At 44.8% G+C, this 25,451-nt stretch carries 23 protein-coding genes; 22 read left to right on the top strand and 1 reads right to left on the bottom strand.

What is annotated here, in order from left to right; genetic code table 11:
* Positions 1–19 precede the first annotated feature (19 nt).
* From NST47_RS21475 to dmpG, 18 genes are all read left to right on the top strand, one after another.
* Complete coding sequence (locus NST47_RS21475) at positions 20–961, top strand: carbohydrate ABC transporter permease (RefSeq protein ID WP_341156957.1); 942 nt, start codon at positions 20–22, stop codon at positions 959–961.
* Positions 962–999: 38 nt separating this feature from the next.
* Positions 1,000–1,842, top strand: coding sequence for a carbohydrate ABC transporter permease (locus NST47_RS21470; RefSeq protein ID WP_076234907.1), 843 nt, complete (start codon positions 1,000–1,002; stop codon positions 1,840–1,842).
* A 40-nt stretch (positions 1,843–1,882) separates the two neighbouring features.
* The gene (locus tag NST47_RS21465; RefSeq protein ID WP_341156956.1) at positions 1,883–2,800 is read left to right on the top strand and encodes a dihydrodipicolinate synthase family protein; all 918 of its coding nucleotides are present in this window, start codon (positions 1,883–1,885) and stop codon (positions 2,798–2,800) included.
* Between the two features lie 50 nt (positions 2,801–2,850).
* Complete coding sequence (locus NST47_RS21460) at positions 2,851–3,828, top strand: aldo/keto reductase (protein ID WP_341156955.1); 978 nt, start codon at positions 2,851–2,853, stop codon at positions 3,826–3,828.
* Positions 3,829–3,845: 17 nt separating this feature from the next.
* Complete coding sequence (locus NST47_RS21455) at positions 3,846–4,763, top strand: dihydrodipicolinate synthase family protein (RefSeq protein ID WP_341156954.1); 918 nt, start codon at positions 3,846–3,848, stop codon at positions 4,761–4,763.
* A gap of 418 nt (positions 4,764–5,181) precedes the next feature.
* Positions 5,182–6,771, top strand: a complete 1,590-nt coding sequence (locus tag NST47_RS21450; protein ID WP_341156953.1) for a sensor histidine kinase — start codon at positions 5,182–5,184, stop codon at positions 6,769–6,771.
* 1 nt (position 6,772) lies between these two features.
* A complete protein-coding gene (locus NST47_RS21445) occupies positions 6,773–8,347 on the top strand; it encodes a response regulator transcription factor (RefSeq protein WP_341156952.1) in 1,575 nt (524 codons plus the stop codon).
* 102 nt (positions 8,348–8,449) lie between these two features.
* Positions 8,450–9,724 (top strand): ABC transporter substrate-binding protein, encoded by a 1,275-nt coding sequence (locus NST47_RS21440; RefSeq protein WP_341156951.1) that lies wholly within the window; start codon positions 8,450–8,452, stop codon positions 9,722–9,724.
* 105 nt (positions 9,725–9,829) lie between these two features.
* Positions 9,830–10,699 carry a carbohydrate ABC transporter permease gene (locus NST47_RS21435; RefSeq protein WP_341156950.1) on the top strand — a complete coding sequence of 290 codons (870 nt, stop codon included), beginning with the start codon at positions 9,830–9,832 and terminating at the stop codon, positions 10,697–10,699.
* Positions 10,699–11,529 (top strand): carbohydrate ABC transporter permease, encoded by an 831-nt coding sequence (locus tag NST47_RS21430; RefSeq protein ID WP_262684451.1) that lies wholly within the window; start codon positions 10,699–10,701, stop codon positions 11,527–11,529. The genes NST47_RS21435 and NST47_RS21430 overlap by 1 nt, the downstream gene beginning before the upstream one ends.
* A 39-nt stretch (positions 11,530–11,568) precedes the next feature.
* The gene (locus NST47_RS21425) at positions 11,569–12,591 is read left to right on the top strand and encodes a Gfo/Idh/MocA family protein (RefSeq protein ID WP_341156949.1); all 1,023 of its coding nucleotides are present in this window, start codon (positions 11,569–11,571) and stop codon (positions 12,589–12,591) included.
* Positions 12,592–12,621: 30 nt separating this feature from the next.
* Positions 12,622–13,614, top strand: coding sequence for a 4-hydroxythreonine-4-phosphate dehydrogenase PdxA (locus NST47_RS21420; RefSeq protein WP_341156948.1), 993 nt, complete (start codon positions 12,622–12,624; stop codon positions 13,612–13,614).
* Between the two features lie 17 nt (positions 13,615–13,631).
* Complete coding sequence (locus tag NST47_RS21415) at positions 13,632–14,885, top strand: lactate racemase domain-containing protein (protein ID WP_341156947.1); 1,254 nt, start codon at positions 13,632–13,634, stop codon at positions 14,883–14,885.
* A 118-nt stretch (positions 14,886–15,003) separates the two neighbouring features.
* The gene (locus tag NST47_RS21410) at positions 15,004–15,969 is read left to right on the top strand and encodes a sugar phosphate isomerase/epimerase family protein (RefSeq protein ID WP_341156946.1); all 966 of its coding nucleotides are present in this window, start codon (positions 15,004–15,006) and stop codon (positions 15,967–15,969) included.
* 44 nt (positions 15,970–16,013) lie between these two features.
* Positions 16,014–16,325: a UxaA family hydrolase gene (locus NST47_RS21405; protein ID WP_341156945.1), complete on the top strand. Its 312-nt coding sequence runs from the start codon at positions 16,014–16,016 to the stop codon at positions 16,323–16,325.
* A complete protein-coding gene (locus NST47_RS21400; RefSeq protein ID WP_076234939.1) occupies positions 16,315–17,487 on the top strand; it encodes a UxaA family hydrolase in 1,173 nt (390 codons plus the stop codon). Before NST47_RS21405 ends, NST47_RS21400 begins: the two co-directional genes overlap by 11 nt.
* A gap of 23 nt (positions 17,488–17,510) precedes the next feature.
* The gene (locus tag NST47_RS21395; protein ID WP_341156944.1) at positions 17,511–18,416 is read left to right on the top strand and encodes an acetaldehyde dehydrogenase (acetylating); all 906 of its coding nucleotides are present in this window, start codon (positions 17,511–17,513) and stop codon (positions 18,414–18,416) included.
* Positions 18,406–19,416 carry a 4-hydroxy-2-oxovalerate aldolase gene (gene dmpG, locus NST47_RS21390; RefSeq protein ID WP_341156943.1) on the top strand — a complete coding sequence of 337 codons (1,011 nt, stop codon included), beginning with the start codon at positions 18,406–18,408 and terminating at the stop codon, positions 19,414–19,416. The genes NST47_RS21395 and dmpG overlap by 11 nt, the downstream gene beginning before the upstream one ends.
* Positions 19,417–19,516: 100 nt before the next feature.
* Here dmpG and NST47_RS21385 read toward each other — a convergent pair whose 3' ends face one another.
* Positions 19,517–20,002: a PCYCGC motif-containing (lipo)protein gene (locus NST47_RS21385; protein WP_341156942.1), complete on the bottom strand. Its 486-nt coding sequence runs from the start codon at positions 20,000–20,002 to the stop codon at positions 19,517–19,519.
* Positions 20,003–20,153: 151 nt separating this feature from the next.
* On the opposite strand from NST47_RS21385, the gene NST47_RS21380 reads away from it, so the two are divergent.
* From NST47_RS21380 to NST47_RS21365, 4 genes are all read left to right on the top strand, one after another.
* Entirely contained in the window at positions 20,154–21,056 is a 903-nt protein-coding gene (locus NST47_RS21380) for a LysR family transcriptional regulator (RefSeq protein ID WP_341156941.1), read from the top strand.
* A 137-nt stretch (positions 21,057–21,193) separates the two neighbouring features.
* Entirely contained in the window at positions 21,194–22,549 is a 1,356-nt protein-coding gene (locus NST47_RS21375) for a sedoheptulokinase (RefSeq protein WP_341156940.1), read from the top strand.
* A 33-nt stretch (positions 22,550–22,582) separates the two neighbouring features.
* Positions 22,583–23,596, top strand: a complete 1,014-nt coding sequence (locus NST47_RS21370) for a response regulator transcription factor (RefSeq protein WP_341156939.1) — start codon at positions 22,583–22,585, stop codon at positions 23,594–23,596.
* Positions 23,593–25,374: a sensor histidine kinase gene (locus tag NST47_RS21365; RefSeq protein WP_341156938.1), complete on the top strand. Its 1,782-nt coding sequence runs from the start codon at positions 23,593–23,595 to the stop codon at positions 25,372–25,374. Before NST47_RS21370 ends, NST47_RS21365 begins: the two co-directional genes overlap by 4 nt.
* Positions 25,375–25,451 lie beyond the last annotated feature (77 nt).

The following is a 25,451-nucleotide window of genomic DNA, read 5'->3' as shown; positions in this document are numbered from 1 at the left end:
GGCAGGAAAGGAGCAGCTTATGAAGACCGCAACATTGAAATACCGCCAAAGGTATGAGCATTCCATCGTGGGCAGAGTGCTCGGTAAAGATTCATTTCAAGCCTATCTGATGCTGCTGCCAATGCTGATCGGATTTGCGTTCTTTACGATTTATCCCATGCTGTGGCTGATGAAATGGGCATTCTATGATTATGATGGCATAACGACGGCCAAATTCATCGGAATTGATAATTTTATAAGAGCTTTTACACGAGATCCCAAATATTGGGAAGCACTGCTGAATACATTCATTATCGTTTTTGCCAAGCTAGCGATCGAATTTCCGTTGGCCTTATTCCTGGCGGTGCTGCTCAATAAGGGGACGCGAATCAATTCGATGTTCCGTACCGCTTTCTTTATGCCGACGATTATTAGTACAGCGGTCATCGGTCTGATTTTCTTCCTCATGTTCGAGCCTTACCAGGGTATCGTGAACCAGGTGTTTATCAAAACCGGACTTATGGACACCTCGATTGAATGGTTTGGGACGAAGGCACTTGCTAACACCATCATTGTCATTGCCAGTGTTTGGCACAATTTCGGAATTAATATGGTGTTTTTTCTAATGGGTATGCAGACGATACCTAACGAATTGTATGAATGTGCTGAAATCGATGGGGTAACCCGTTGGCAAAAATTCATCTATATTACACTGCCGATGCTGGCGCCTATCATGAAAGTCTTATTGATGCTGGCGATCATTGGAAGCATGAAGATGGCCGACTTGGTACTCGTACTCACGAATGGACAGCCTGGGGGACAGACGGAAGTAGTCATGACCTATGTATTCAAATACTTCTTCTCCTACGGAGTATCCGATTCGATGAACCAGTTCGGTTATGCGTCTTCGCTTTCAGTCATTACGGGTCTGGTGCTGGCTGTGATAACCGGATTGTATTATAAGCTGACCAAAAATGATTAAACCGTTTATTAGGAACCGAGGAGGTGCATTTGCTTCACATGAATACCCATAAGGCCATCTCTTCCACGATACTGTACACGGGGCTAAGTATACTCTTTGTTCTGACGTTATTTCCTATCTTGTATACGATGCTCTCATCCTTCAAGACCAACCTGGAGGTGATGTCCTCAGGTAGTTTGCTTCCAACCAGCTTCAGCGTTAAAAACTATGTGGATGCTTGGAAGCTGGGACATTTCGATTTGTATACGTGGAATAGTATTTATATGACATTTTTCATTGTAGTGGGCACTATTGTCACTTCGACCATGGGTGGATATGTGTTTTCCAGAGGGAAATTTCCCGGTAAAAATCTGATTTTTGTCATACTCGTATCTACGATGTTTATTTCTGCAGGTACGCTGTATCTGTATCCGCAGCTGATCGTGGCCAAATTATTCCATCTCAACACATCGCTGTGGGGAGTTATCATTATCAATATATTGGGCTTTAACATTACTCAGCTGTATATTGCCCGCAAATATATTGATACGATTTCTCCGGAAATTGATGAAGCAGCCAAGATGGACGGATGCAGTTTTTTTAGAATATTTTGGAATATGATATTTCCTCTGATCAAGCCTTTAATTGCAACGATTGGCCTATTATCCTTCATGAATGCATGGAACGATTATTTGCTGCCTATGGTATTCACAATTGGCAACCCGAATAATTCACCACTTGTGGTCGGTGTCGTTGCTCTTAAGAGTCGAGGAGAAACAGTAAGCTCGTGGAATTTGATGCTGGCTGGAACGACCATGTCGATAATCCCTATGCTGGTTGTATATTTGTTCTTGAATCGTTTCTTTATAGCAGGATTGACGAGTGGAGCTATTAAAGGCTAGTAAACCATACAATAATGATAGAAACGGGAGGAAAAAAATAATGGCAGCAACAATAACAGGGATTATTCCCGCACTGGTGACACCCTTCGACAAGTATGGCAATTTGGTAAAGAATTCAGCTGAAAAGCTGTTGGAAAAGTATGTAGAGGAACGCGCAGATGGCCTATACATGCTGGGTTACACAGGCGAAGGCAGGCTGATGTCGGTAGCTGAGAGAAAAGAGTGGACAGAGATCGTGCTTGGTATCAATAACGGAAGGATACCGGTTATTGTCCATGTTGGCTATTCCAATGAAGAAGAAGCACTGGATTTAACCCGTCATGCAACAGAAGCAGGAGCATTTGCTGTGTCTTCGGTACCTTTATCCAATTCAGCTACGCTGCAAGAAAACGTGTTGTATTTTAAAAACCTGGCTGAAGCTTCTGATCTCCCTTTTTACATTTACTGGAATCAGGAAATTATTGATAATGATACAGGAAAACGTGCAACTGCGGTAAAGCTTGTGGAAACGATGTCACAGGTCAGGAATTTTGCCGGTATTAAATATACGGACAGCAACTTCTACTACTTGGAGCGCATCAGAAAATATATGCCGGAGTTGAATCTGCTCACCGGTGTCGATACAATGGTTCAAGCAGGAGCGCTGTTAGGTGCCGATGGAGCGATAGGTGCGCTGCAAAGTGTGACCTGCGGACATATGCGCGTCATGTGGGATGAATACAAGGCAGGTAATCTGGAAAAAGCACAAAAGCTGCAAATACAGGCAAACAACGTATATGAAATGCTGGATCGTCCGGATGTTGGCGTGATTCCAGGTATTAAAGTGATCATGGAGCACGAAGGAATTCCTGGCTTGCCTAAATTGCCAACACCACCGCTTACTGATCCTGTTATTATTAAGCAATTATTAGAAGTGTATGAAAGCAATATCGTAAATAAAGTGACAGCCAACTCATAATTCGATGCTGGAGTTTCGTATCGATTATATATCAGCAGCAGGAGGAATTTATGAAGCCGCAACCGTTAGCACATTGGGGATTGAACACGAGCAGACTCGTATTTGGATGTATGGGATTGGGCGGGGACTGGACTAATGGGCCTATCACCAAAGAACATGTACATCAAGCTGAACAAGTAACCGAGGCCGCTTTAGAAGCAGGCATTAGCATGTTCGATCATGCAGATATTTATCGGAGTGGCAAGGCTGAGCTCGTATTCGGGCAAATGCTGAAGGCTCGTCCTTCCTTACGGGATAACATGATTATTCAGTCCAAATGCGGCATTCGCTTCGCGGACGGTGATGTTCCGGGACGTTATGATTTTTCAAAAGACTATATCCTGAATTCCGTCGAGGGAATCCTGAAGCGTCTCGGAATCGAGACTTTGGATATATTGCTGCTTCATCGTCCAGATCCATTGATGGAGCCAGACGAAGTTGCCGAAGTGATCGAAACCTTGTATACGTCAGGCAAGGTTAAACGATTCGGTGTATCCAACATGAGCGCAGGACAAATCCGTTTCCTGCAGCAGGCTTCATCGCAACCGTTCATCGTCAATCAGCTCGAAATAAGCCTTGCGCATCTGCATTTCCTTGATCAGGGGGTTCATATCAATCAGGAAGCTGGAACCAGCGTCAATTTTGCTGATGGTTTGTTGGAGCATTGCCATACAGAGCACATTCAACTACAGGCTTGGAGTCCGCTGGCCAAGGGTATATTTTCAGGACAGCCCATTGACGGAGCGTCGGAAGCTGTTCGTCAAACAGCAGCGTTAGTGGCAAAGCTGGCACAGCAGAAGGAAACGTCGCAGGAGGCGATTGTACTTGGCTGGCTGATGAGGCATCCATCTCGAATCCAGCCTGTGATCGGTACGACCAACCTTCAGAGGATTGTTGCCTGCCGTGATGCCGAACGTCAAGCAGACCTGATGACACGGGAAGAATGGTATCAGCTCTATGTTAGTGCCCGTGGTGTAAAATTACCTTAATAAGAGAGGAACTAACCATGAATATTACTAAAGGTGTATGGCCGACAATGGTTACTCCATTCAAGGCAACCAAACAAATAGATTACGATGGGTTGGAGCGGTTGATCGAATGGTATATAGCGAAAGGCGTGCATGGATTGTTTGCCGTGTGCCTATCAAGTGAAATGTATCATCTTTCTTTAGCCGAGCGTGTGCAGGTAGCAAAGTTTGTTAAAGAGCAAGCAGGCAGCAGAGTACCGGTTGTCGCATCAGGCCATATTTCTTATTCGATAGAGGACCAAATCGAGGAAATCAAACAAATATCGGCTATAGGTGTGGATGCCTTTGTATTAAATGTGAATCGTTTGGCTACTGCCTACGAATCTGAAGAGGTTTTTAAACAAAATGTCGAGACCATCCTGACTAACGTGCCGCATATCAAATTTGGACTTTACGAATGCCCGGTTCCATACAAACGCTCCTTAACACCCGAATTGCTGAAATGGTGCGCGGATACGAACCGATTCTATTTCCTGAAGGATACGGAAGGTGTTCCTGCGCATATGGAAGCCAAGCTGGAGGCTGTGAGAGGCACACAGCTGCAAATCTTTAATGCAGAATCGGCAACACTATTAAGTTCCTTAGAGCAGGGTGCATCAGGTTATAGTGGAATTATGGCCAATTTCCAACCTGATTTATATGTCAGACTGTTTGATCTGCACACAACGAATCCGGAGCAAGCAAAACGATTGCAAAATTATATCGGAATGTCCTCCGCCATGGGACGTGTGCTATATCCGGCAGGCTCCAAATATTATCTGCAATTGGAAGGCTTGGAAATTTTATTGGATGGACGTACGGTCAGTAAGGAGCTTTTTAATGTATATATGAAGCAGGAGATTGAACAATTAAGATTGTCGGATAATGAATTGCGAAATCAAATTAAATCGATATAAATAGTCATATTAAATATGAAAAGGTTGATCTCACATTGGTGATGATCATCCTTTTTTTATTTTCATGCAGAGAAACCTGAAGTTGGGGACAATAATATACGATCCGGTATTTGCCAAAAAAGGACTTGTTTTATTATTGCATTGATTACATTAAAATAATCCTTATTTCATCTGTAATTTTACATTATTTCTGTCATGAGGATTTGTTATAATGATCAGATGCTTTAGAATCTTTAATTACTTGAAGAGGCAGGTGATCTGAATGTATAAACGCAGCTTATTTGTCAAATTATTAGTTTGGTCTCTTCTGGCTACAACCATACCTTTTCTATGCTCCAACCTAATCTCGTACAGGTCAACCTCAGCTACACTTCAGGCGAACATGATCGAGCTGAATCGGAAAACGATGAGTATTGGCATGGAAAACGTCAAAAAATATTTAGAGGAATTAAATCAATTATCGGTATCGTGGTACTACGATCAAAACCTGATGGAGGATCTCTGGCTGGAGAAAACGAATTTTCAGCAGGATATGTATATCGACCGTCAAGTGGCTTATTTAATGTACAGTCGGCCTGAAATTAAAGTAGTCAATTTTCATAGTGGGATGAGTGGACAAAAATATGCAAAGTTTAACTATTCAGTCCTGAGTATTCCCCAACAACTGCAGCTTCCATCCGATCATAAAGAATCTTGGACTACCATTCCAGATTATGAGATGCAGCAGCTCAATGGCAATCGCTATTTAACCATTAATAAAAAGCTCATTGATTATCCGAAGCCTAATGTGCTGGGACTGCTGTCCATGTATATTTCGTTAGACGAAATTGGACGTTTAAGCAGACAGCTATTCGATCCAGGACAAGAGTCGCTATTTATATTTATGGATGGCAGTGGAGAGCTTATGTATACGTCAAGAGGAGCAGCGGATGCATCTGCTATGCAGCAATCAGAGCTTGGTTTGAATATACAGGATGAGCAGCCGGGCTATCAATACGGTGAATATAACGGAAAAAAAGGAGTATTCATCATCGTTAACGATACGTTTTATGAGATGCCACTTACCATGATCAAATTTATTCCTTCGGATTTCATTAACCAGGCGGCCCAAAAAACGTTGGACCAATCCATTGCGATCCAGTTCATAGCGCTTGCATTCATTCTATTATTTACATTCATCATATCCTACTCGACAATTACGCCAATTAAAAGGCTGATTCGCAATATGACCCGAGTGGAGATCGGACAGTTCGATGTCGAAGAATTCAAGACCCGAGAGGACGAAATCGGCATTCTCGAGCTTCGTTTTCAAACGATGGTTCGTAATTTGAAGGAAATGATTATTCGGGAGTATGAACAGCGCATTGAAATCTCAACGGCCCAGCTAAAAATGCTGCAGGCGCAAATCAATCCGCATTTTTTATATAATACACTGCAATCGATTGGTACCGTAGCACTCCGTCATGGGGTCGAGGAAATTAACGATAAAATATTTCAGCTCGGGTCAATCCTGAGGTACAGCATGGATTTCAATACGGAAACCGTTTACTTGCAGCAGGAAATTGAGCATATTGAGGATTACCTTTCTCTTCAGGAAAACAGGTTCAAGCACAAGCTGTCATACAGCATACACAGTGAGCCGGACGCGTTAAGAGTGAGGGTTCCCAAAATGATATTGCAGCCGCTCGTGGAGAACAGCATTATCCATGGCATTGAAAGCGGGACAGGCATGGGCACGATTCATTTGGATATGGCGCTGGAAGCTGGCTGGTTGACCATTCACATTACAGACAATGGAAAAGGGATGGATTATAACGAAATCGAACAGGTTCAGCTGCGCTTTAATGAACCCAGCGTATACAAGCGCGAGGAAGGCGGCATCGGATTAATCAATGTGCTGCAGCGATTACGGCTCAAATATGGAGATCAATTTAAGTGGCATATTACCAGCACACCTTATGACAAAACGGAAATTAGTCTGATCATTCCGATCCAGGAGGACCTATAGTATGAATGTATTAATTGTCGATGATGAAGAGCACGTTAGAGAGGCAATTGACCTGTCAGTCGATTGGGAGAAATTTGGTGTTACTGGCAGGTATATGGCTGAGAACGGGATAGAAGCGCTGGAGTGCTTGAAAGCATATAAGCCAGCTGTCATGTTCTGTGATATGAGAATGCCTCAGATGAACGGGATTGAGCTGCTCCAAAAAATAAAGGAGGAAGGCTACGATACACATGTTATTGTGATCAGCGGCTACGACGATTTTGAATATACCCGCGCAACGATCAAGGCCAAGGGAGTCGACTATATCTTAAAGCCGTTCCGCAGAAAAGATGTAGAAGATGCTCTGCAAAAGGCCATTCAGGTTTGGAAGGAACATTCAGATTCGAAGCAAACCGAAATGGAAAGGGGATATATGGTACGGAAAGCGGATGCCCTGCTGGACGAAAAAAAGCTGGCCTCCTACTTCCGCGGGGAGATCCCTTTATCGCCATCCGTACGCAAAATATTTGAGAAAACGGGTCTGCCCGAGCAATCGATCAAAATCGCACTCATCCTCCCCAAAAACCGAAAACGTATCCTGGATCAGCGCTTTATGATGGATGACGATTTGTTCACGTATGCGGTCGGCAACATTGCCCAATATGCGCTGGGCAGCCACTTTGCCCATTACCTCTGTAGACTGGATGATTATCAATGGCTGCTGCTTATGGGTGGAGATACTTGGGGATCGAACGAGGATGATTACAAGTTTTATGTGGATCGGTTGATGCGGGCATGGAAACAAACGATTCAACTCGATGTAATGGTTGGCTCGAACAGAGGTTTTGCCGATTTAACTCACATTCATAAAGTCATAGGAGACGCAAGGAATACGCTCTTAAATGGGGATGTGCTGTCAGAGGGGGCTCATCCAGCTGCTAAAGCGCCGCATGAGCTGCCATCTTTGATGAACGAGTTATTTTTGCTGAAAAAAGTGATAGAAACGGGCAACAAAGCGTTTGCTACAGATCTCCTGAACAAGTACACAGACGCTTTAAGGCAAAGAGGAGCATTGCTGCTTAAGGAACTTCAGGTTTGCACGATGGAAGCGAATTTACTGCTTGGCCGCTGTAAGCAATTGGTCCAAAATCAGACGGATGATGTGCAGGTCCCGTATATGCCACTGTGGATTAACGATTTGGATGAATGGGAGAAGGTACTCGTAGATCAAGTCCACACTTTAATAGAAGGTTTGAATCCGCTTACCTCATCGGGGAGAAGTATGGCGGACATTAAGGATTATTTGGACACGCATTTTTATGAGGATATTTCATTAACATTTTTAGCGGAGCAATTTCATTTTAGCCCACAATATATATCCAAGAAGTTCAAAGATACTTACCATACAACGGTTGTAAGCTATTTAACTGATTTAAAAATGGAACGGGCCAAAGCGCTGCTGGAAGGAACTACACTTTCGATAGCCGATATCGCCAATCAACTCGGATACGATGATGAGAATTATTTTAGTAAAGTGTTTAAAAAACAGGTCGGCGTGTCGCCGTTTCCGTATCGTAAAGAAAATGAGATTAAATAATTACCTTTTTCAGCGCGTATATTCCATGCCCGACGAAGTCATAATTCTTTACAATAAGGATAGTTCAACAATGAATTGAAGAACACTTAGGAGGAGTCTTAGATGAGAAAATGGATGTCCACAGTGACCGCTGCCGCTTTGATGGTTACCATCCTGGCAGGATGTGCCGGGGGGGAGGAAGCCCCCAAAACAAGCGCGTCGTCCCAGCAAAGCACAGGTCCGAAGATTACGCTCAAGCTGATTCAGGGTAAAGTGGAAGTTACCGATCAAATCAAACAAATGGCAGCCGATTACACGAAGGATAATCCCAACGTAACGATCGATGCCCAGGTCGTACGGGATTTGGATACGATGCTGAAAACGAGATTTGCTTCCGGGGATGAGCCGGACGTATTTTTCACCAAAAGCTTCAGTGGTGTAAAGGACTGGAGTGAAAGACTGCTTGATTTGTCAGGCGAGCCGTGGATGAACCAAGTGATGGATTCTGCATTGCCCGGGATGACCATCAATGGGAAAAAATACGGTTTCCCAACAGCGATGGAAGGTTATGGATTTGTTTACAATAAAGACTTGTTTGCCAAGGCTGGTATTGACAAGGTGCCAACCACTTTGACAGAACTCAAGCAGATGAATGAAAAGCTAAAGGCAGCTGGAATTCCCTCTTATGCCGAAGCGTACAAAGAAGGATTTGTATTGGGGCGCAACCTGTTTAACCTGCCATTCGCTTATGCTAAGGATTCGACGGATTTAATTGGCAAGATTAATGGAGGCACAGCAAAAGTACAAGACGTTCCGCTGATGGATAACTTTTTTGATGTATTGGACATGACTGTCAAATATGGAAAAGGTGTTGAATCCGTAGGTGTTAGCTATGATAACCAGGTTGCTGATTTTTCATCCGGTAAAACGGCTATGATGCAGCAAGGGGTGTGGACGATCGATTTGATCACAAAAGTGAACCCGAATCTCAATATCGGTATGTTCGCGATTCCATTAACTGACAACCCAAGTGATACCAAGCTTCCAGTAGGGATTCCTACTTACTATGTCATCAACAAAAATTCCAAACAAGTTGAGGAATCCAAGAAGTTTCTGATTTGGCTGCATAAAAATGGTCAAAAATATTTGGTCGATTCCATGCATCTGATCCCGGCATTTAAAGATATGAAGGCGACCAAGGAATTGGGGCCGCTCGCAGCTGATATGAACACGTATGTTGAGAAAAATCAAACGATTCCTTGGGCATACTCGTTGTGGCCTGCAGGCATGGATGTGCAATTCACGAAAGCGCTGCAAGCTTACGTCGGAGGTCAGTTAACCAAAGAGAAGACGCTGGAAGAAATTCAGAAAATGTGGACCACTGCGGTGAAAAAATAAATAAAATCAAGGGGTCAGCCCATGCATCCATACCCGTCATATTGAGGCAAAACGGCATGGGCTGATCGTTTAAACGGGAGAAGAGGAGTATTCTTCATGTCGCGAATGAGAACCAGAAAATTATTGATATATATCGCCTTTGTCTCCCCGGCTGTTCTTTTTTTCGCTTTGTTCATTTTGCTGCCTTTTATTAGAGCCATTATTTTTTCCTTCCAGGATTGGAACGGGATCAGCAGTGAAATCAAGTGGGCCGGATGGAGCAATTACAAACGACTGCTGGAAGATACAGAGCATATGAAATCATTTATCTTTACGATGAAGTATGTTTTCGTCAGTACGATATTGGTGAACTTGGTCGGATTTGCTCTTGCTTTTGTACTTAATATGGCACTTAAAACAAAAAATGCATTAAGAACCGTATTTTTTCTGCCGCACGTGATGGGGTCGCTTGTGATCGGTTTCATCTGGCAGTTTATTATTACACAAGGCTTTCCGCAAATTGCGAGCTTAACGGGAATCGAGATTTTTCAAAAAAACTGGCTCAGTATACCGGAGTACGCTTTCTGGTCACTGATCCTGGTGAGTGTGTGGCATTATGCTGGTTATTTGATGGTCATCTATCTTGCTGCGCTGCAAGGAATTCCTGCCGATCTGTTGGAGGCCGCTCAAATTGATGGTGCTAATCGCTGGCATCGGCTTCAGAAGATTATTATTCCACTGATTATGCCAGCCATTACAGTATGTCTCTTTCTAGCGATTTCACACGGGTTCAAGGTGTTCGATCTGAACTTCGCATTGACGAAAGGCGGACCTTACGGAACGACGGAATCGCTCGCTCTGCATATTTATCTGGACGCCTTCACTAAAAATGAATACACGTATGCTTCGGCTAAAGCCGTTGTGTTCTTTGTCATCTTGGCATCTGTTACCGTAGTTCAAGTGTTTGTTATGAAGCGCAAGGAGGTGGAAATGTAATGAAAGAACAATATACTCTCGGCAAGTTCGTGATAGAGCTGTTCATGATCATCCTGGCCGTACTGTTCTTTTTTCCACTGTATTTGACATTTGTTAACGGCTTTAAAAAGTACAACGAAGTGATGGCCTCAACAGCGTCGCTGCCCGAATCTTTTCAATTTTCCAATTTCGTTACCGTATGGCATCAAATTCATTTTCCGGGTGTATTTGCGAACTCCTTAATCATTACTGTAGCAAGCGTCATGGGTATATTGCTCATTAGCTCTGCCGCCGCATACCAATTGGTGAGAAGTCCCGGTATTGTCAGTCATGTGATTTTTTTGGTCATCTTGTCCTCATTGGTCATTCCTTTTCAATCGATGATGATTCCGCTTGTGAAGGTAGCTAAGGATTTTCATCTGATTAATTCACTATACGGCATGATCTTGATGTATTTGGGATTTGGCACACCACTCGCTTTGTTTCTTTATCACGGCTTTGTCAAAGGTATCCCCATTGAATTGGAGGAAGCTGCGACCATTGACGGCAGCAGCACGGTCGGCGTATTTTTCCGTATTTTACTTCCGCTGCTCGCTCCGATCACAACGACGATTGCGATTTTGCATACATTATGGATCTGGAATGACTTTCTCCTGCCGTTCATCATGCTAAGCGCTAAGGCTAATCAAACGATTCCGCTCGCAACGTATGTATATTTCGGTGAATATACGAACCAATGGCATTTGGCGTTGGCGGCGCTCACGTTGGCTATTGTTCCGATCATTATTTTCTTTTTGGTTATGCAGAGATATATTATTCAAGGCATTACGGCGGGAGCTGTAAAAGGCTAAAGAATAACAATAAGGATAGGTATAGGGAGGCGTCACCATATGACAAACATACGAATAGGCGTTATTGGCTGTGGAGCCATTGCAAGAAGAAGGCATTTACCTGAGTATGCCTACCAGCCCAATGTTGAAATCGTGGCGGTTGCCGACACGAATCAGGAACGTGCAGAAGAAATGGCTGCTCTATATGGAGCCGAAGCTTATACGGATTATCGCGAACTGCTTCAGCACGAAGGCTTGGATGCTGTCAGCGTATGCCTGCCTAACGCGCTGCATGCTCCGGTAAGCATAGCTGCTATGGAAGCGGGCAAGCATGTTCTATGCGAGAAGCCAATGGCTATCTCCATTGCGGAAGCGAGCGCGATGATTGCAGCCTCGGAGACAACCGGCAAGCTCCTGATGATCGGGCATAACCAGCGTCTCATGCTGCCTCATGTTAAAGCCAAAGAAATATTGGATAGCGGCGTTCTTGGACGTGTTCTGACGTTCCGTACCTCGTTTGGACATGGTGGTCCTGAAACGTGGAGCATAGAAGGACCCGGAGGCTGGTTTTTCCAAAAAAAGCTCGCCTTTATCGGAGCCATGGGTGATCTGGGCGTTCATAAGACGGATCTCATCCGTTTCCTTCTGGGAGAGGAGATCGTCGAAGTAGGAGCATTTGTCGGCACGCTGCAAAAGCAAGATACGGATGTTGACGATAACGCTGTATGTGTGCTCAAAAGCGAGAATGGCATCATCGGGACGCTGGCTGCCAGCTGGACTTATAAGGCCAAGGAAGATAACAGTACAGTACTGTATTGCGAGAACGGTATTTTGCGACTGATTGAGGATGCTACCTACAACGTCATCATTGATTTTAATAATGGCGAAAGAGTACTTCACCAGATGGGAAAAGTCGCTACGAATGATAAGCAAACCGAGAGTGGTATCGTCCGTACCTTCATCCATCATATCGCTACGAATACGAAACCGTCGATTTCCGGCGAAGAAGGCTTGAAATCGTTGAAGGTTATACTTGCCGCATTAGAATCGGCAGAGACCGGGACCATAGTGCGCGTACAATAACGAAACCCACATAAAAAGGAGCAGGGAATGATGATAAGAAAACCGGTCATTGGCGTTACATTGGGAGATGCAGCAGGCATCGGTCCTGAATTGGTAGTCAAGGTTCTGCAAATCGCAGATGTTCGCAATTTGGCAACATGGGTATTGATTGGTGACGAACGTGTACTTAACCAAGGACAAACGGATGCGGGTCAAACATTGTCCTATCGTAATATTCAAAACATTGAACAAATCGATAACAAAGATGAGCTGTATTTCATCGATTTGCATAACTTGTCAACGGATGCTTATACACAGGGCCAATTATCTGTTGCTTCCGGCAAAGCGACTGGCGAAACGTTGACGTATGCCTTAAAGCTTGCTCAACAGAAAAAGCTGGATGGATTCGTATTCGCACCTATTAATAAGGCAGCGCTGCATAGCGGGGGCTTTCATTTTCAGGATGAGCTTCATTTCTTCGCTTCCTTGCTGGATTGCAAAGAAGGATTTAGCGAAATTAATGTATTAGGCGATTTATGGTTCACTCGGGTAACCTCACATGTGCCGTTGAAAGAAGTCAGCAGCCTTGTTAAGAAAGAACGCGTAGGCAGAATCATTCGTTTTGCCCAACAAACTTTATTGAATGCTGGCTTTGAGAACCCAAGAATTGCAGTAGCCGCATTGAATCCGCATGCAGGTGACAATGGCTTGTTGGGCATGGAAGAAATTGAAGAAATCCAGCCGGCAATCAAGGAAGCACAGGAACAAGGTATTCAAGTGGATGGACCGTATCCGGCAGACACGATTTTCCTGCGTTTAAAAACGAATCCTTTTGATTGCTTAGTCAGCATGTATCACGACCAAGCACAAACCGGGATGAAACTGATGGGCTTCAATAAAGGAGTTACGGTCAGCGGTGGTTTGCCTGTTATTATTACAACCCCTGCACACGGAACCGCTTTTGATATTGCAGGTCAAGGCATTGCCGACCCAGGAGCGACAGAGCAGGCGATGAAGCTGGCCGTCAAATTGGCAGGATTCTGATCGGAGGCGTAATTCAAATGAAATTGCCACGGATGGTCCGTATCAAGCAGCATTTCACAGGACCCGCTGTTAAGGACATCGAGGAAGAAGTCAGACATCAAATCAGTCTTGTGGGATTGGAATTGAAAATAACGCCTGGCATGCGGATTGCCATCACGGCAGGAAGCCGGGGGATTGCCAATATTGCTTTAATTATCAAGTCCTTTGTAGTGAATTTACAGCTGCTTGGAGCCAAGCCTTTTATTATTCCCGCTATGGGCAGCCATGGTGGGGCAACAGCTGAGGGCCAAGTCAAAGTGCTGGAAAGCCTCGGTGTAACTGAAGCTTATTGCGGGGCTCCGATCCTCTCTTCGATGGAGGTGGTGCAGATCGGTGAAACAGAACGGGGCGTTCCGGTTTATATCGATCGTCATGCTTCTGAAGGCGATGGTGTGATCCTTATCGGCAGAGTGAAGGTGCATACCGACTTCAAATCTCCAATCGGCATCGAAAGCGGCATTATGAAGATGGCTGCCATCGGACTTGGCAAGCATAAGCAGGCGCTTGCCTTGCACAATTACGGCATTCAGGGCATACGCGATTATATGCCTGAAGTGTCGCGAGTCGTTTTTAATAAAGCGAATATTTTGTGCGGTGTCGCCATTGTGGAAAATGCGCATGAACAAACGGCGGTAATCGAGGCGATCCCGATCGAGCATATTGAAGAGCGGGAGCGGGAGTTGCTCAAATTGTCGGCATCCTTGATGCCCAAGCTTCCGATTCAGGAGCTGGATGTGCTGCATGTCGATAGAATCGGCAAAAATTATAGTGGAACCGGCATGGACACGAATATTATTGGCAAAATGCGAATTCTCGGCGAGGAAGAACCTGAGTTTCCCAAGATCAAGTATATCATCGCCGGGGATCTGAGTGACGAATGCCAAGGGAACGCGTTAGGTATTGGTCTGGCCGATATCACGACCAAACGGTTGTTTGACAAAATAGACTTTCATAAAATGAATGAAAACGTCATTACGAGCACTTTTCTTCATCGGGCGATGATTCCTATTATTTTGGACAATGATTTGGAAGCGATGAGAACCGCATTGCGCTGCAGCTGGGGTGTTGTGCCAGAGCATGCACGGGTCATCCGTATTCCCAATACGCTTGATATTGAATTCATGTATGTTTCCGAAGCGCTGCTGCCGGAAATTCGCGCATTGGATCATGTTGAGATTGTTGGTGATGTAACCGAAATGCAGTTTGACATTAACGGGATTTTCCTCAATTAGTGTCTGAATCGAAATATTACCAGCTTTGCGCTTACATGCGCAGCCATTCAATCGACACAAGAGGGTAGAAAAATAATGATGAACGAATTTTATCAATAAGAAAGTAGGTAAAACTGCGATGAAACTTGGCGTGTTTCTAAAGTTGTTCCGAACTCATTCATTTGAAGACGCTGTGGCACACGTAGCACGGCAGGGTGTTCAAACGATAGAAATAGCTACTGGCGGATACGTAGGCAACCAGCATTTGAAACCGAAGGAAGTGCTGGGAAATCCGGAGGAAATCAATAAAATAAAAAAAGTGCTTGAGGACAATCAAATTACGATCAGTGCATTAAGCTGCCATGGCAATCCGCTGCATCCCGATAAACAAATTGCAGATCAGCACCATGAAGATTTTATCAATACAATTTTACTTGCCAAGGAGCTTGGTGTAGACACGGTCGTTAATTTTTCCGGATGTCCGGGTGAATCGGAACACTCGCTGCGTTCTGTGTGGGTCACATGTCCTTGGCCAACGGATTTCCTCGATACTTTAACATGGCAATGGGAGCAAAAAGTGATTCCATATTGGGAAAAGATGGGCCAATATGCGGGGGATAACGGAATCAAGATCGCAGTGGAGCCTCATCCGGGCTTTGTTGTCTACAATACAGAGACCGCTATACGATTGTGTGAAGCTGCCGGTGAGAACGTTGGAATCAATTACGATCCTAGCCATTTGTTTTGGCAAGGGATGGACCCGATTGCTTGCATTTACAGCTTCGGTCATCGTATTTATCATTTTCATGCCAAAGATACCGAGATTTTCAAACGTAATAATGAACTCAACGGCGTGCTGGATACGAAGTCTTACAAGGATGTCGTTAATCGTTCGTGGGCGTTTCGTACGGTTGGATATGGTCATGGACAGGAGTTATGGAAGGAAATGTTCAGCGCATTACGCACTGTTGGTTATAGTGGTGCAATCAGTATCGAGCATGAAGATGGGCTTATGTCCACGCAGGAAGGCTTTCACAAAGCGGTGAAATTTTTAAAAGAGGTCATGATTACCGAGACTGCTGGTGAGATGTATTGGGCTAAATAGACCCACTGCACTTCGAGCTGAATAGTAACAGGAGGATGAGAAGCTTGGACATTTCGGAAAATATGCATCGCGCTGTCATGATGAAAAAGAAGGATAATGTGGCTATGGCTTTGGGAGACATCCCTGCTGGAGCTGCGGTTGAGCTGCGCGTCGAGGATATCGATTTTACGGTTACGATGCGTGACTCCATTGCTTTCGGGCATAAGTTCGCCGTTCGACCGATTTCCATAGAGGAAGATATTGTTAAGTACGGTGAAGTCATTGGCATGGCGAACCGGACTATTCAGGAAGGCGAGCATGTACATGTCCACAATCTGGACGGCAAAAGAGGCAGGGGGGATCAACATGGAGCTTAATTCAAAATTTTGGGGTTATCGTCGCAAGGATGGAAGCGTAGGCGTTCGTAATCATGTCCTGATCTTACCAACGATTGTATGCGCCACACAAACAGCTAACCGCATCACAGATTTGGTGCAAGGCACGGTATCGTTTATTCACCAGCACGGCTGTGCCCAGGTAGGTGTGGATTACGAGCAAACCTTCCGCACCTACGTAGGCATTGGAAGCAATCCGAACGTGTATGGGGTTGTTGTACTTGGACTCGGCTGTGAAACGCATCAGGGTCGGAGCGTAGCCAATGAGATCGCCAAGCAAACAGGGAAACCGGTCGAGCTTGTATCGATTCAGGAAAATGGCGGGACCCTGATGACCATTGCCAGAGGGGCACAGATTGCTGCCAGAATGGTCCAGGAAGCATCGATGCAGCGCCGGGTCGAGTGCGATATCAGCGAGCTGATCGTTGCTACGGAATGCGGCGGATCGGATGCATGCTCCGGCTTATCGGCCAATCCGGCTGTCGGCGTCGTCAGCGATATGATTGTTGACGGAGGCGGCACCGCGATTTTGGCGGAAACCTCTGAAATTATCGGAGCCGAGCATCTGCTGGCGAGTCGTGCCGTTGACGACAGAGTTGCTAAACGGGTGTATGAGGTTATCGAAGCGATGGAGAGCAAAGCGACCCTGATGGGCGTTGATATCCGTACGGGTAATCCTACTCCAGGCAACATCGAGGGGGGGCTTAGCTCGTTGGAAGAGAAGTCGCTTGGAGCCGCCGCCAAAGCGGGTACTCGCCCTCTACAAGAGCTTATTAATTACGCTGAGCATCCAACCAAGAAGGGCCTTGTTTGGATGGATACGCCAGGACAGGACATCGAACAGCTTACCGGTATGGTTGCCGGTGGTGCTCAGGTTATTTTATTCACCAGCGGTCGGGGAACGCCTACGGGTTCACCAATAGCTCCGGTCATCAAAATTGCGACGAACAGCCGCATGTTTGAAACGATGGCCGATAACATGGATATGAATGCGGGAACGATTATTGAAGGAAAAGAAACGGTACAAGAGGTTGGCCGCCGAATTTATGACGAGGTGCTGATGGTATCGGATGGAAAATGGACGAAGTCGGAAATTTTGAAGCAGTACGATTTTGGGATTAACCGTATCGGTCCTACTTTTTAATTACGATCAGAAAGGAGAAGCCTATGAATAAAGTAAAAGTAGCCATACTCGGATCAGGCAACATTGGAACCGACTTGATGTATAAGCTGGAACGAAGCGATGTTCTGGAGCTGACCGCGTTGATCGGTATTGATCCGGCCTCCGAAGGCTTGCAAAGAGCACGGTCCCTCGGCTATACCACCTATGATAACGGGATACAGGCCATTGTGGATCATCCGGATCTGGCTGACCTTGTATTTGACGCAACATCGGCTAAGGCTCACGTACGTCACGCCAAGGTACTGCAGCAATTGGGAATAACGGCGATTGATCTGACCCCGGCAGCACGCGGTCCGTTCTTAAGCCCGGTAGTCAATTTCCAGGACCATCTTCATGCTCCTAATGTCAACCTCATTACCTGCGGTGGACAAGCGACGATTCCGATTGTTCATGCTATTAACAGCGTGGCCGACGTCTATTATGCGGAAATTGTCGCTACCATTTCCAGTAAAAGCGCGGGTCCCGGCACTCGGGCCAATATCGACGAGTTTACGAACACAACTCGCCGTGGAATTGAGGAAGTCGGAGGCGCCGATCGGGGTAAAGCAATTATTATCTTAAATCCGGCGAATCCACCGATTATGATGAGAAATACCGTTTACTGCCAAGTGAAAAACATGGACCAGGCTGCTATCAGCCAATCGGTTCATGACATGGTGGCCAGAGTCAAGGAATACGTTCCAGGCTATCGTCTCAAGCAGGAGCTGCTGTTTGATGAAGATAAAGTAACGATTTTCCTCGAGGTTGAGGGAGCCGGTGATTATTTCGAATCGTATGCCGGTAATCTGGACATCATGACAGCTACTGCTGTCCGCATCGGTGAAGAGTTTGCCCGTCATCGTATGTCCGGTGCTCTGTTAGAGGAAGGAGGGAAACGGATTGAAGCGTAACAGCACAGAATCGATTCAAGTAACCGAAGTGTGTCTAAGAGACGGTAGCCATGCGGTTGCTCATCAATTCACCGTCGAACAGGTTCGAGCAGTTACCCGTGCTTTGGATGATGCGGGCATGCATTATATAGAAGTGAGCCATGGGGATGGCTTGGGCGGTTCAACACTTCAGTATGGACGTTCGCTCGTTGATGAAATGAAGCTTATCGAGGCAGCGGTAGAAGAGTGCAAGCAAGCGCAGGTTGCCGTACTGCTCATTCCCGGTATCGGGACTGTACAGGAATTGAAGCAGGCTCACTCGATAGGAGCTAAGCTGGTGCGAGTCGCAACACATGTAACAGAGGCAGATGTTTCGGCGCAGCATCTTCATGTTGCTCGCGAGCTGGGTATGGAAGCGATTGGCTTTCTCATGATGGCTCACTCTGCACCTGTCGAAGTTCTTGTTGAGCAGGCCAAGCTGATGGAAAGCTATGGGGCTCAGGCTGTATATGTGACCGATTCCGCAGGTGCGATGCTGCCTCAAGACGTCAGAGAAAGAGTTAAAGCGCTGCGGGGTGCTTTGTCTTGTGAAATCGGTTTTCATGCACACAATAATCTTTCACTTGCTGTAGCTAATACACTTGTCGCGATTGAAGAAGGTGCGACCCGTATCGACAGTAGTACCCGCTGTCTCGGAGCAGGGGCTGGCAATACGCAGACAGAAGCTCTGATAGCCGTCCTTCAGCGTATGGATATGCGCCTGGGTATCGATTTGTACAAAATGATGGATCTTGCCGAGGATGTAGTCGCACCGATCATGCATCGCGTGCCAGAGATCAATAAGGGAAGCTTGGCTATGGGCTATGCCGGTGTGTATTCCAGCTTTCTGCTCCATGCAGAAAGAGCTGGCAAACGGTTCGGCGTTGATCCACGCGATATTCTGATGGAATTGGGCCGTTGCAAAGCGGTTGGCGGGCAGGAAGACATGATTCTCGATGTGGCAGCCAGCTTACGTAAATAATTGGACACTGTAAGCGCGACTGGAATGTCTTAATGTCTAACAGAATCAAAATATGGATATAAATGAAAAAAAAGACTCTCCTATGTTGGAGAGTTTCTTTTTATGCAGGCATAGGTGTATCCGTAGGCTTGGCATATCCTTTGTTGTATCGCGTATCAATATAATCACGGATTTCCTTTACCGATTTTCCATCTTTACTTAATTGAGCTGTAGTTAACGCGATCTCCATACAAACTCCACACCGTGTACCGTGATCGTCCCACACAACACTTCCATCGGTTTTTACTTCCTTTATAAAACAATTCATATTGCTTTTATGACCAGCCTCATCTCCACATCCACAATAACAAGGAATCCATTTGAGCTTATCGATGCTTAGAGCGGCGATCTGATAAATTTTTTGAGTTTGCTCAGGCTGGTTATTAAGAAATTTGGGCAGAGTGTTGATCGAAATGGTCATTTCCTGCAGATCTCCATTGTGGGCTAATGCATGGGATGCAGCATGCTCCGGGGCGCTCTTGCTACACGCAGCCATGCTGATCATCGCTAGTAAAGTCAAAGAAATCTGGATTGCTTTAAATCTCATTATTTTCCTCCCAAAACCTTTATATTAAGCAATGTATTATAAAAACATATGAAAATCAAGTTATCCGGCACCTCTACTCATGCAGCTTAACACAACAGGCTTCCTTTACATTCGTACATGTAATAAGATATGAAGTAAAGGGGGCATTTCATTGACACTGCAACAATTAAAGTATGTGATTGAGGTGGCGAATCAAGGCTCCATTAATGAAGCTGCCAAGAGATTATTTATTTCTCAACCGAGTCTTTCAAATGCGATTAAAGATCTCGAAAAAGAAATGCAGATTGCCATTTTTGAAAGATCCAATAAAGGGATTTCACTTTCGAAGGAAGGCGTCGAATTTTTAAGCTATGCGCGACAGGTTGTTGAGCAGGCTGAATTATTGGAAGGCCGTTATCTCAATGCCAAACCTTCCCCGCAGCACTTTTCCGTATCTACCCAGCATTACGCTTTCGCGGTCAATGCATTTGTAAATCTATGTCAGGAGCATGGTCAAGACGAATATGAATTTGCATTGCGTGAAACCAAAACCTACGAGATCATCGAGGACGTCAAAAGCTTACGCAGCGAAATTGGCATTTTATATCTGAATGAATTTAATGGAAAAGTCATCAATAAGCTGCTGAAAGAAGCTAATTTGCAATTCAACAGCTTATTTACCGCTAAACCGCATATTTTCATCAGCAGCAAAAATCCACTGGCCCATCAATCTATCGTAACCATAGAACAGCTGCAGCAATATCCGTATCTATCCTTTGATCAGGGCGAGTACAATTCCTTTCATTTCTCCGAAGAAATTCTCAGCACACTCAGCCATAATAAAAGCATACGAGTGAATGATCGGGCGACGCTTTTCAATTTACTGATTGGGTTAAACGGGTATACCATCTCGACAGGAGTTCTGAGCAAAGATTTGAATGGGAATGATATTATTCCTGTACCTTTGGATTGTGAGGAAGTCATTAATGTCGGTTGGATCTCTCATCGCAATGTTGCGTTGTCCAAGCTCGGCTATGCCTATATACAAGCGCTCCAACAGGTTATTTCCACATAGCAGCATAGTTCTACCCTTAGACTTGTATACAAACGCACGCTCACAATGATCTTAAGAAGGAACATTCGGCGGCTGCTACAGCGCCGTTCTGCACTGACAAGTGCCTGACAACCTACGGAAGCTGGAGGCTTAAGAATATGAACTTTATCGGCCTGGATATTGGCACCACTTCGATATGCGGTATTATCATGGATACAGAGAGTGGCACGATACTTAATTCCGTAACGAAAAGCAACAAGGCTTCTATACAATCGATTCATCCTTGGGAATTCATTCAGGATCCAGTCGTGATCCTCAAGATCGTCTTCGAGGTTTTGGATCAATTGACAAGCGGCGGTATTCATGCAGCTGGCATAGGCTTAACCGGACAAATGCATGGCATCCTCTACGTGGATGACGCGGGTAATCACGTATCACCGCTGTATACGTGGCAGGATCAACGTGGGAATTTACCGATCAACGACACCGGTGACGGTGAAACTTATGTGTACCGCTTATCGCGGATTACATCCATGCCTCTGGCGACGGGCTTTGGACTGGTGACCCATCATTATAATTTGCAGAACGGACTTATACCGGAAAATGCTGCCTGCATATGCACCATCGCAGACTATGTAGCCATGAAGTTAACTGGAGGACGCAAGCCGCTTATGGATCCGACCAACGCTGCAAGCTTAGGTCTATTTAACCTCGAATTAATGGATTTCGAGGCCCATACGTTGGAAGCGGCAGGAATCGAGTGGAGGATGCTGCCGGAAGTAGTTCCTTCAGGCACCGTCGTCGGACATTCACAAGCAGGGATACCCGTGACAGTTTCACTTGGAGATAATCAAGCCAGCTTTCTCGGATCCGTCAGTTCGATCACGGACTCGGTGCTGTTGAATGTTGGAACCGGTTCACAAATTTCCATGTTTAGCAAACGCTTTCTTGCGATAGAATCTCTTGATATCCGTCCATTCCCAGGCGGGGGATACCTGCTTGTTGGAGCTTCCCTAAGTGGCGGAAAATCCTATGCGCTGCTGGAAAGCTTTTTTCGTGAGGTCTGTGTACAGCTTGGCGGTTTGGAGGACCCAGGCAGTCTGTATGCAAGGATGAGTCAACTAGCTGAGCAGGCTGTCCTGGATAGTGAGCTTCGCGTCCAGACCCAGTTTTATGGCTCCAGATCCGATCCTAATAAGAGAGGGTCCATTGAAGGTATGGACTCACTGAACTTCACACCTGGTCATCTCATCATCGGTGTAATCGATGGGATCATTGCGGAGCTTTACCAGTTTTATACTTCGTTCCCGGACGAGCGCATGCTGCAGATCAAGTCTCTTATCGGGTCCGGCAATGGAATTCGAAATAATGCTACATTACGCCAAAGGCTGTCCACGACCTTTAACCTACCGCTGCTAATAGCGGCCCATCCGGAGGAGGCGGCGTATGGCGCCAGTCTATGTGCGTCCGTGGGGTGCTCGGTATTCCCGGACTTTCACCATATTAAGAAATGAGAAGCTTTGAATTAATTGGAATGGGGTGATCGTATGTTTCATGTATTGGTGGCGGAAGACGAGGTATGGATTCGGAACGCGATTGTGGAAATGGTTGAACGTTTTGAGCTTGGCTTTAAGGTGGTAGCACAGGCGAGTGACGGTGTGGAAGCATGGAATTTGATTAATGAGTATTGGCCTAATGTTGTGATTACAGATATTATGATGCCCCAATTGGATGGACTCTCGCTTCTCCAAAAGTGCGATGAATATAATATTTCCATTGTTCCTATCGTAATAAGTGGTTATGAAAATTTCAATTATGCTCAGCAAGCGATGCGGTATGGGGCTACAGAATATTTGTTAAAGCCAGTGCCAGCGGCTGATTTGAAAAGAGCATTGACACGCTCGGTAGAAAGATTACAGCAATCCCATCATCATCATGAGCCTCTCCATAAAATTCAAAATTTTATAGAAAAGATGGAGGTCATGGATCATCAAGAGCTTGCCAAGGAAGCGGTTCAGTTGATTCATTTCATCATGAAAATGAAAACAGCGAATCCAGGCGTTAAATCCGGTCTTTTTCGTATATTTTTGAACAAATTAAATGATCAGCTAGTCAGTATTATACCCAACTATCACAAGACGGATTTAGAGAACGAAAAAGATATCGAGTCGATACAAAGCCACTTTTTGAAGCTGTTGGAAGAATGGTCCCGTCATCAACATCGTGATGATCATAAAAACCATATAATGATGAAAAAAGTGAATGAATATGTGCAGCAGCATTACCACAAGGAAATCACACTTTCCCAAATTGCCGAATATAGCGATTTGAGTATTTCCAGATTTTGTGTTCTTTTTAAAAAGAATAACGGAGATTCATTTATCAATTACTTGAATTTATATCGAATTGATAAGGCTAAACAGTTGCTGTTGGATTTGGACCTTAAAGTATATGAGGTCGCAGATATGGTCGGATTTTCCTCTTTACCTTACTTCAACCGTCTCTTCAAAAGCATCATGAATCAATCTCCAAATGAATATAGAAGGAGTCTCGGGCTATGAAATTACCCCGTCTTCAAGTCAGGTCCATCAAACATAGAATGATTATTCTATTCCTGGCACTAAGCTTGGTTTCGATTGGCTTGATCACGTTATTTTCCCATTTCTACTATAGCAAAGCGGTTAAAGAGGACTTTGTGACCATAACCACAGAAGCGACAGATCGGCTGAACCATCATATGGAGTTTTATTTTAAGCAAATGAAAAACTCAACCAATACGTTAATTAATACTTCTTTGACCCAAACGTGGTTAATGAAAGAGTATGTTCCTAAACCGGAGGATATTAGTGAAATCGAAATGGAGATGAAGACGTATGTTTCCTTTAATTTTCCGGAAATTGTAAACATGTATCTCGTATCGAATGATAAACGGGTATTAGCCTTATTTAACAATACGAATCAGAATCGTACCTACAAAAACGAACCCTGGTATTCATCTGTGCCAGCTTCTGATGTAAGCGTTCTGCCCACGCAGCGATTGGAGGGTGCAGGGCCTCTTGTCATTAATATGCTCATTCCTATTTACAGCACACAAAACCTGGAAATGATAGGAAATCTGATTGTCCAGTTTTCCTTGGCTGAAATCGAAGCGACATTTACCAAATCGAAGATGGGGAAGACGGGGTATTTCTTTATCCTCTCTGAACAGGATACCATTGTATACCATCCGAATAAAGACTGGATAGGCAAGCAGCGAAGGGACACACCTCTGAATGATCTGATTTTGAATGAAAAGGAAATCAATATGTACGACTGGAATGGAACTCCTTATCTAATTTCTTATGGCAGCTCAGGTTCCTCTGGCTGGAAGATCGTTTCTTTTGTCCCTTATGCAGAGATGGCTCACAGCTTGCAATCAGCGGTGCAATCTACGCTTATCACGTTCGCGCTGATATCGATCATCATCATGGTGTCGATTCCCTTATTACTTCGCCAATTTATTAATCCGATCAAGCATATCAAGTCGCTGATGGAATCGGTAGCCATGGGAAACCTGACTGTACGGGCGCAAAAGGTATCCAGCATTAATGAATTTGAAATATTAATCAGCAGTTTTAATAAGATGGTTGAGCAGCTTACTATTTTGATGGATACGGTCTCATATTACAAGATCCAGGAAGTGGAGCTTCAATTGAAACAAAGTGAAGCCACGATCCGTGCGCTTCAAAACCAGATTAACCCGCATTTACTGTATAATACGCTGGATATTATTAAAAGCATTGCCTTTCTGGAGGACGTCCCGATTATCGAGAAGATTACCCACAATTTGGCTGATGTGTATCGTTACGCTTCTAAATGGTCTTATGATGAAGTGACACTGGAGGAAGAATTGAGCTCGTTAACCAAATATTTGGAAATCATTCATATCCGTTATCCAAAAAAGTTCGAGAGCAGTGTACGCGTGAATGAAAGATTCTTGGGCTGTCCCATTATCAAGCTTAGTATTCAACCCATAGTAGAAAATGCGGTTAAATATGCTGTTGAGCCAAAGGGCGGCGAAGCAGCTATCATTGTGACCGCTTACAAGGATCATCAGGATTTGATCATCGAGATTGCTGATAATGGTCCTGGGATCTCCGATGATAAAGTGACGAGCTTGGAGGAGCAATTTAACAACCGTTCGTCCAATGAAGAAACATTGATGGGCGGCACCATCGGTTTGGCGAATGTACATGCACGGTTATCACTTAAATATGGACAAGGATATGGTGTTTCCGTGCATTCCTTCTCAGGGCGCGGCAGTGTGATCAGCATTCGTATTCCCTATCGCACCTCGTAAAAAGATAAGACTATAAATAAAAAGATTGTGTAAGGACAAAAAAAACGACTGGCTGTATGGTTATATATGAAACTAGT

The organism is Paenibacillus sp. FSL H8-0034 (assembly GCF_038000305.1).
GTDB lineage: Bacteria > Bacillota > Bacilli > Paenibacillales > NBRC-103111 > Paenibacillus_S.
The sequence above is the reverse complement of the archived record's forward strand: the minus strand, read 5'-3'. Positions and strand labels throughout refer to the sequence as shown.

Coding starts and splice junctions, on each gene's coding strand:
- NST47_RS21370 (WP_341156939.1), top strand. CDS start 22,583: ATGTTTCATGTATTGGTGGCGGAAGACGAGGTATGGATTCGGAACGCG.
- NST47_RS21425 (WP_341156949.1), top strand. CDS start 11,569: ATGACAAACATACGAATAGGCGTTATTGGCTGTGGAGCCATTGCAAGA.
- NST47_RS21365 (WP_341156938.1), top strand. CDS start 23,593: ATGAAATTACCCCGTCTTCAAGTCAGGTCCATCAAACATAGAATGATT.
- NST47_RS21375 (WP_341156940.1), top strand. CDS start 21,194: ATGAACTTTATCGGCCTGGATATTGGCACCACTTCGATATGCGGTATT.
- NST47_RS21460 (WP_341156955.1), top strand. CDS start 2,851: ATGAAGCCGCAACCGTTAGCACATTGGGGATTGAACACGAGCAGACTC.
- NST47_RS21385 (WP_341156942.1), bottom strand. CDS start 20,002: ATGAGATTTAAAGCAATCCAGATTTCTTTGACTTTACTAGCGATGATC.
- NST47_RS21470 (WP_076234907.1), top strand. CDS start 1,000: ATGAATACCCATAAGGCCATCTCTTCCACGATACTGTACACGGGGCTA.
- NST47_RS21395 (WP_341156944.1), top strand. CDS start 17,511: ATGAATAAAGTAAAAGTAGCCATACTCGGATCAGGCAACATTGGAACC.
- NST47_RS21410 (WP_341156946.1), top strand. CDS start 15,004: ATGAAACTTGGCGTGTTTCTAAAGTTGTTCCGAACTCATTCATTTGAA.
- NST47_RS21450 (WP_341156953.1), top strand. CDS start 5,182: ATGGAAAACGTCAAAAAATATTTAGAGGAATTAAATCAATTATCGGTA.
- NST47_RS21445 (WP_341156952.1), top strand. CDS start 6,773: ATGAATGTATTAATTGTCGATGATGAAGAGCACGTTAGAGAGGCAATT.
- NST47_RS21440 (WP_341156951.1), top strand. CDS start 8,450: ATGAGAAAATGGATGTCCACAGTGACCGCTGCCGCTTTGATGGTTACC.
- NST47_RS21475 (WP_341156957.1), top strand. CDS start 20: ATGAAGACCGCAACATTGAAATACCGCCAAAGGTATGAGCATTCCATC.
- NST47_RS21465 (WP_341156956.1), top strand. CDS start 1,883: ATGGCAGCAACAATAACAGGGATTATTCCCGCACTGGTGACACCCTTC.
- NST47_RS21455 (WP_341156954.1), top strand. CDS start 3,846: ATGAATATTACTAAAGGTGTATGGCCGACAATGGTTACTCCATTCAAG.
- NST47_RS21435 (WP_341156950.1), top strand. CDS start 9,830: ATGAGAACCAGAAAATTATTGATATATATCGCCTTTGTCTCCCCGGCT.
- NST47_RS21420 (WP_341156948.1), top strand. CDS start 12,622: ATGATAAGAAAACCGGTCATTGGCGTTACATTGGGAGATGCAGCAGGC.
- NST47_RS21400 (WP_076234939.1), top strand. CDS start 16,315: ATGGAGCTTAATTCAAAATTTTGGGGTTATCGTCGCAAGGATGGAAGC.
- NST47_RS21415 (WP_341156947.1), top strand. CDS start 13,632: ATGAAATTGCCACGGATGGTCCGTATCAAGCAGCATTTCACAGGACCC.
- NST47_RS21430 (WP_262684451.1), top strand. CDS start 10,699: ATGAAAGAACAATATACTCTCGGCAAGTTCGTGATAGAGCTGTTCATG.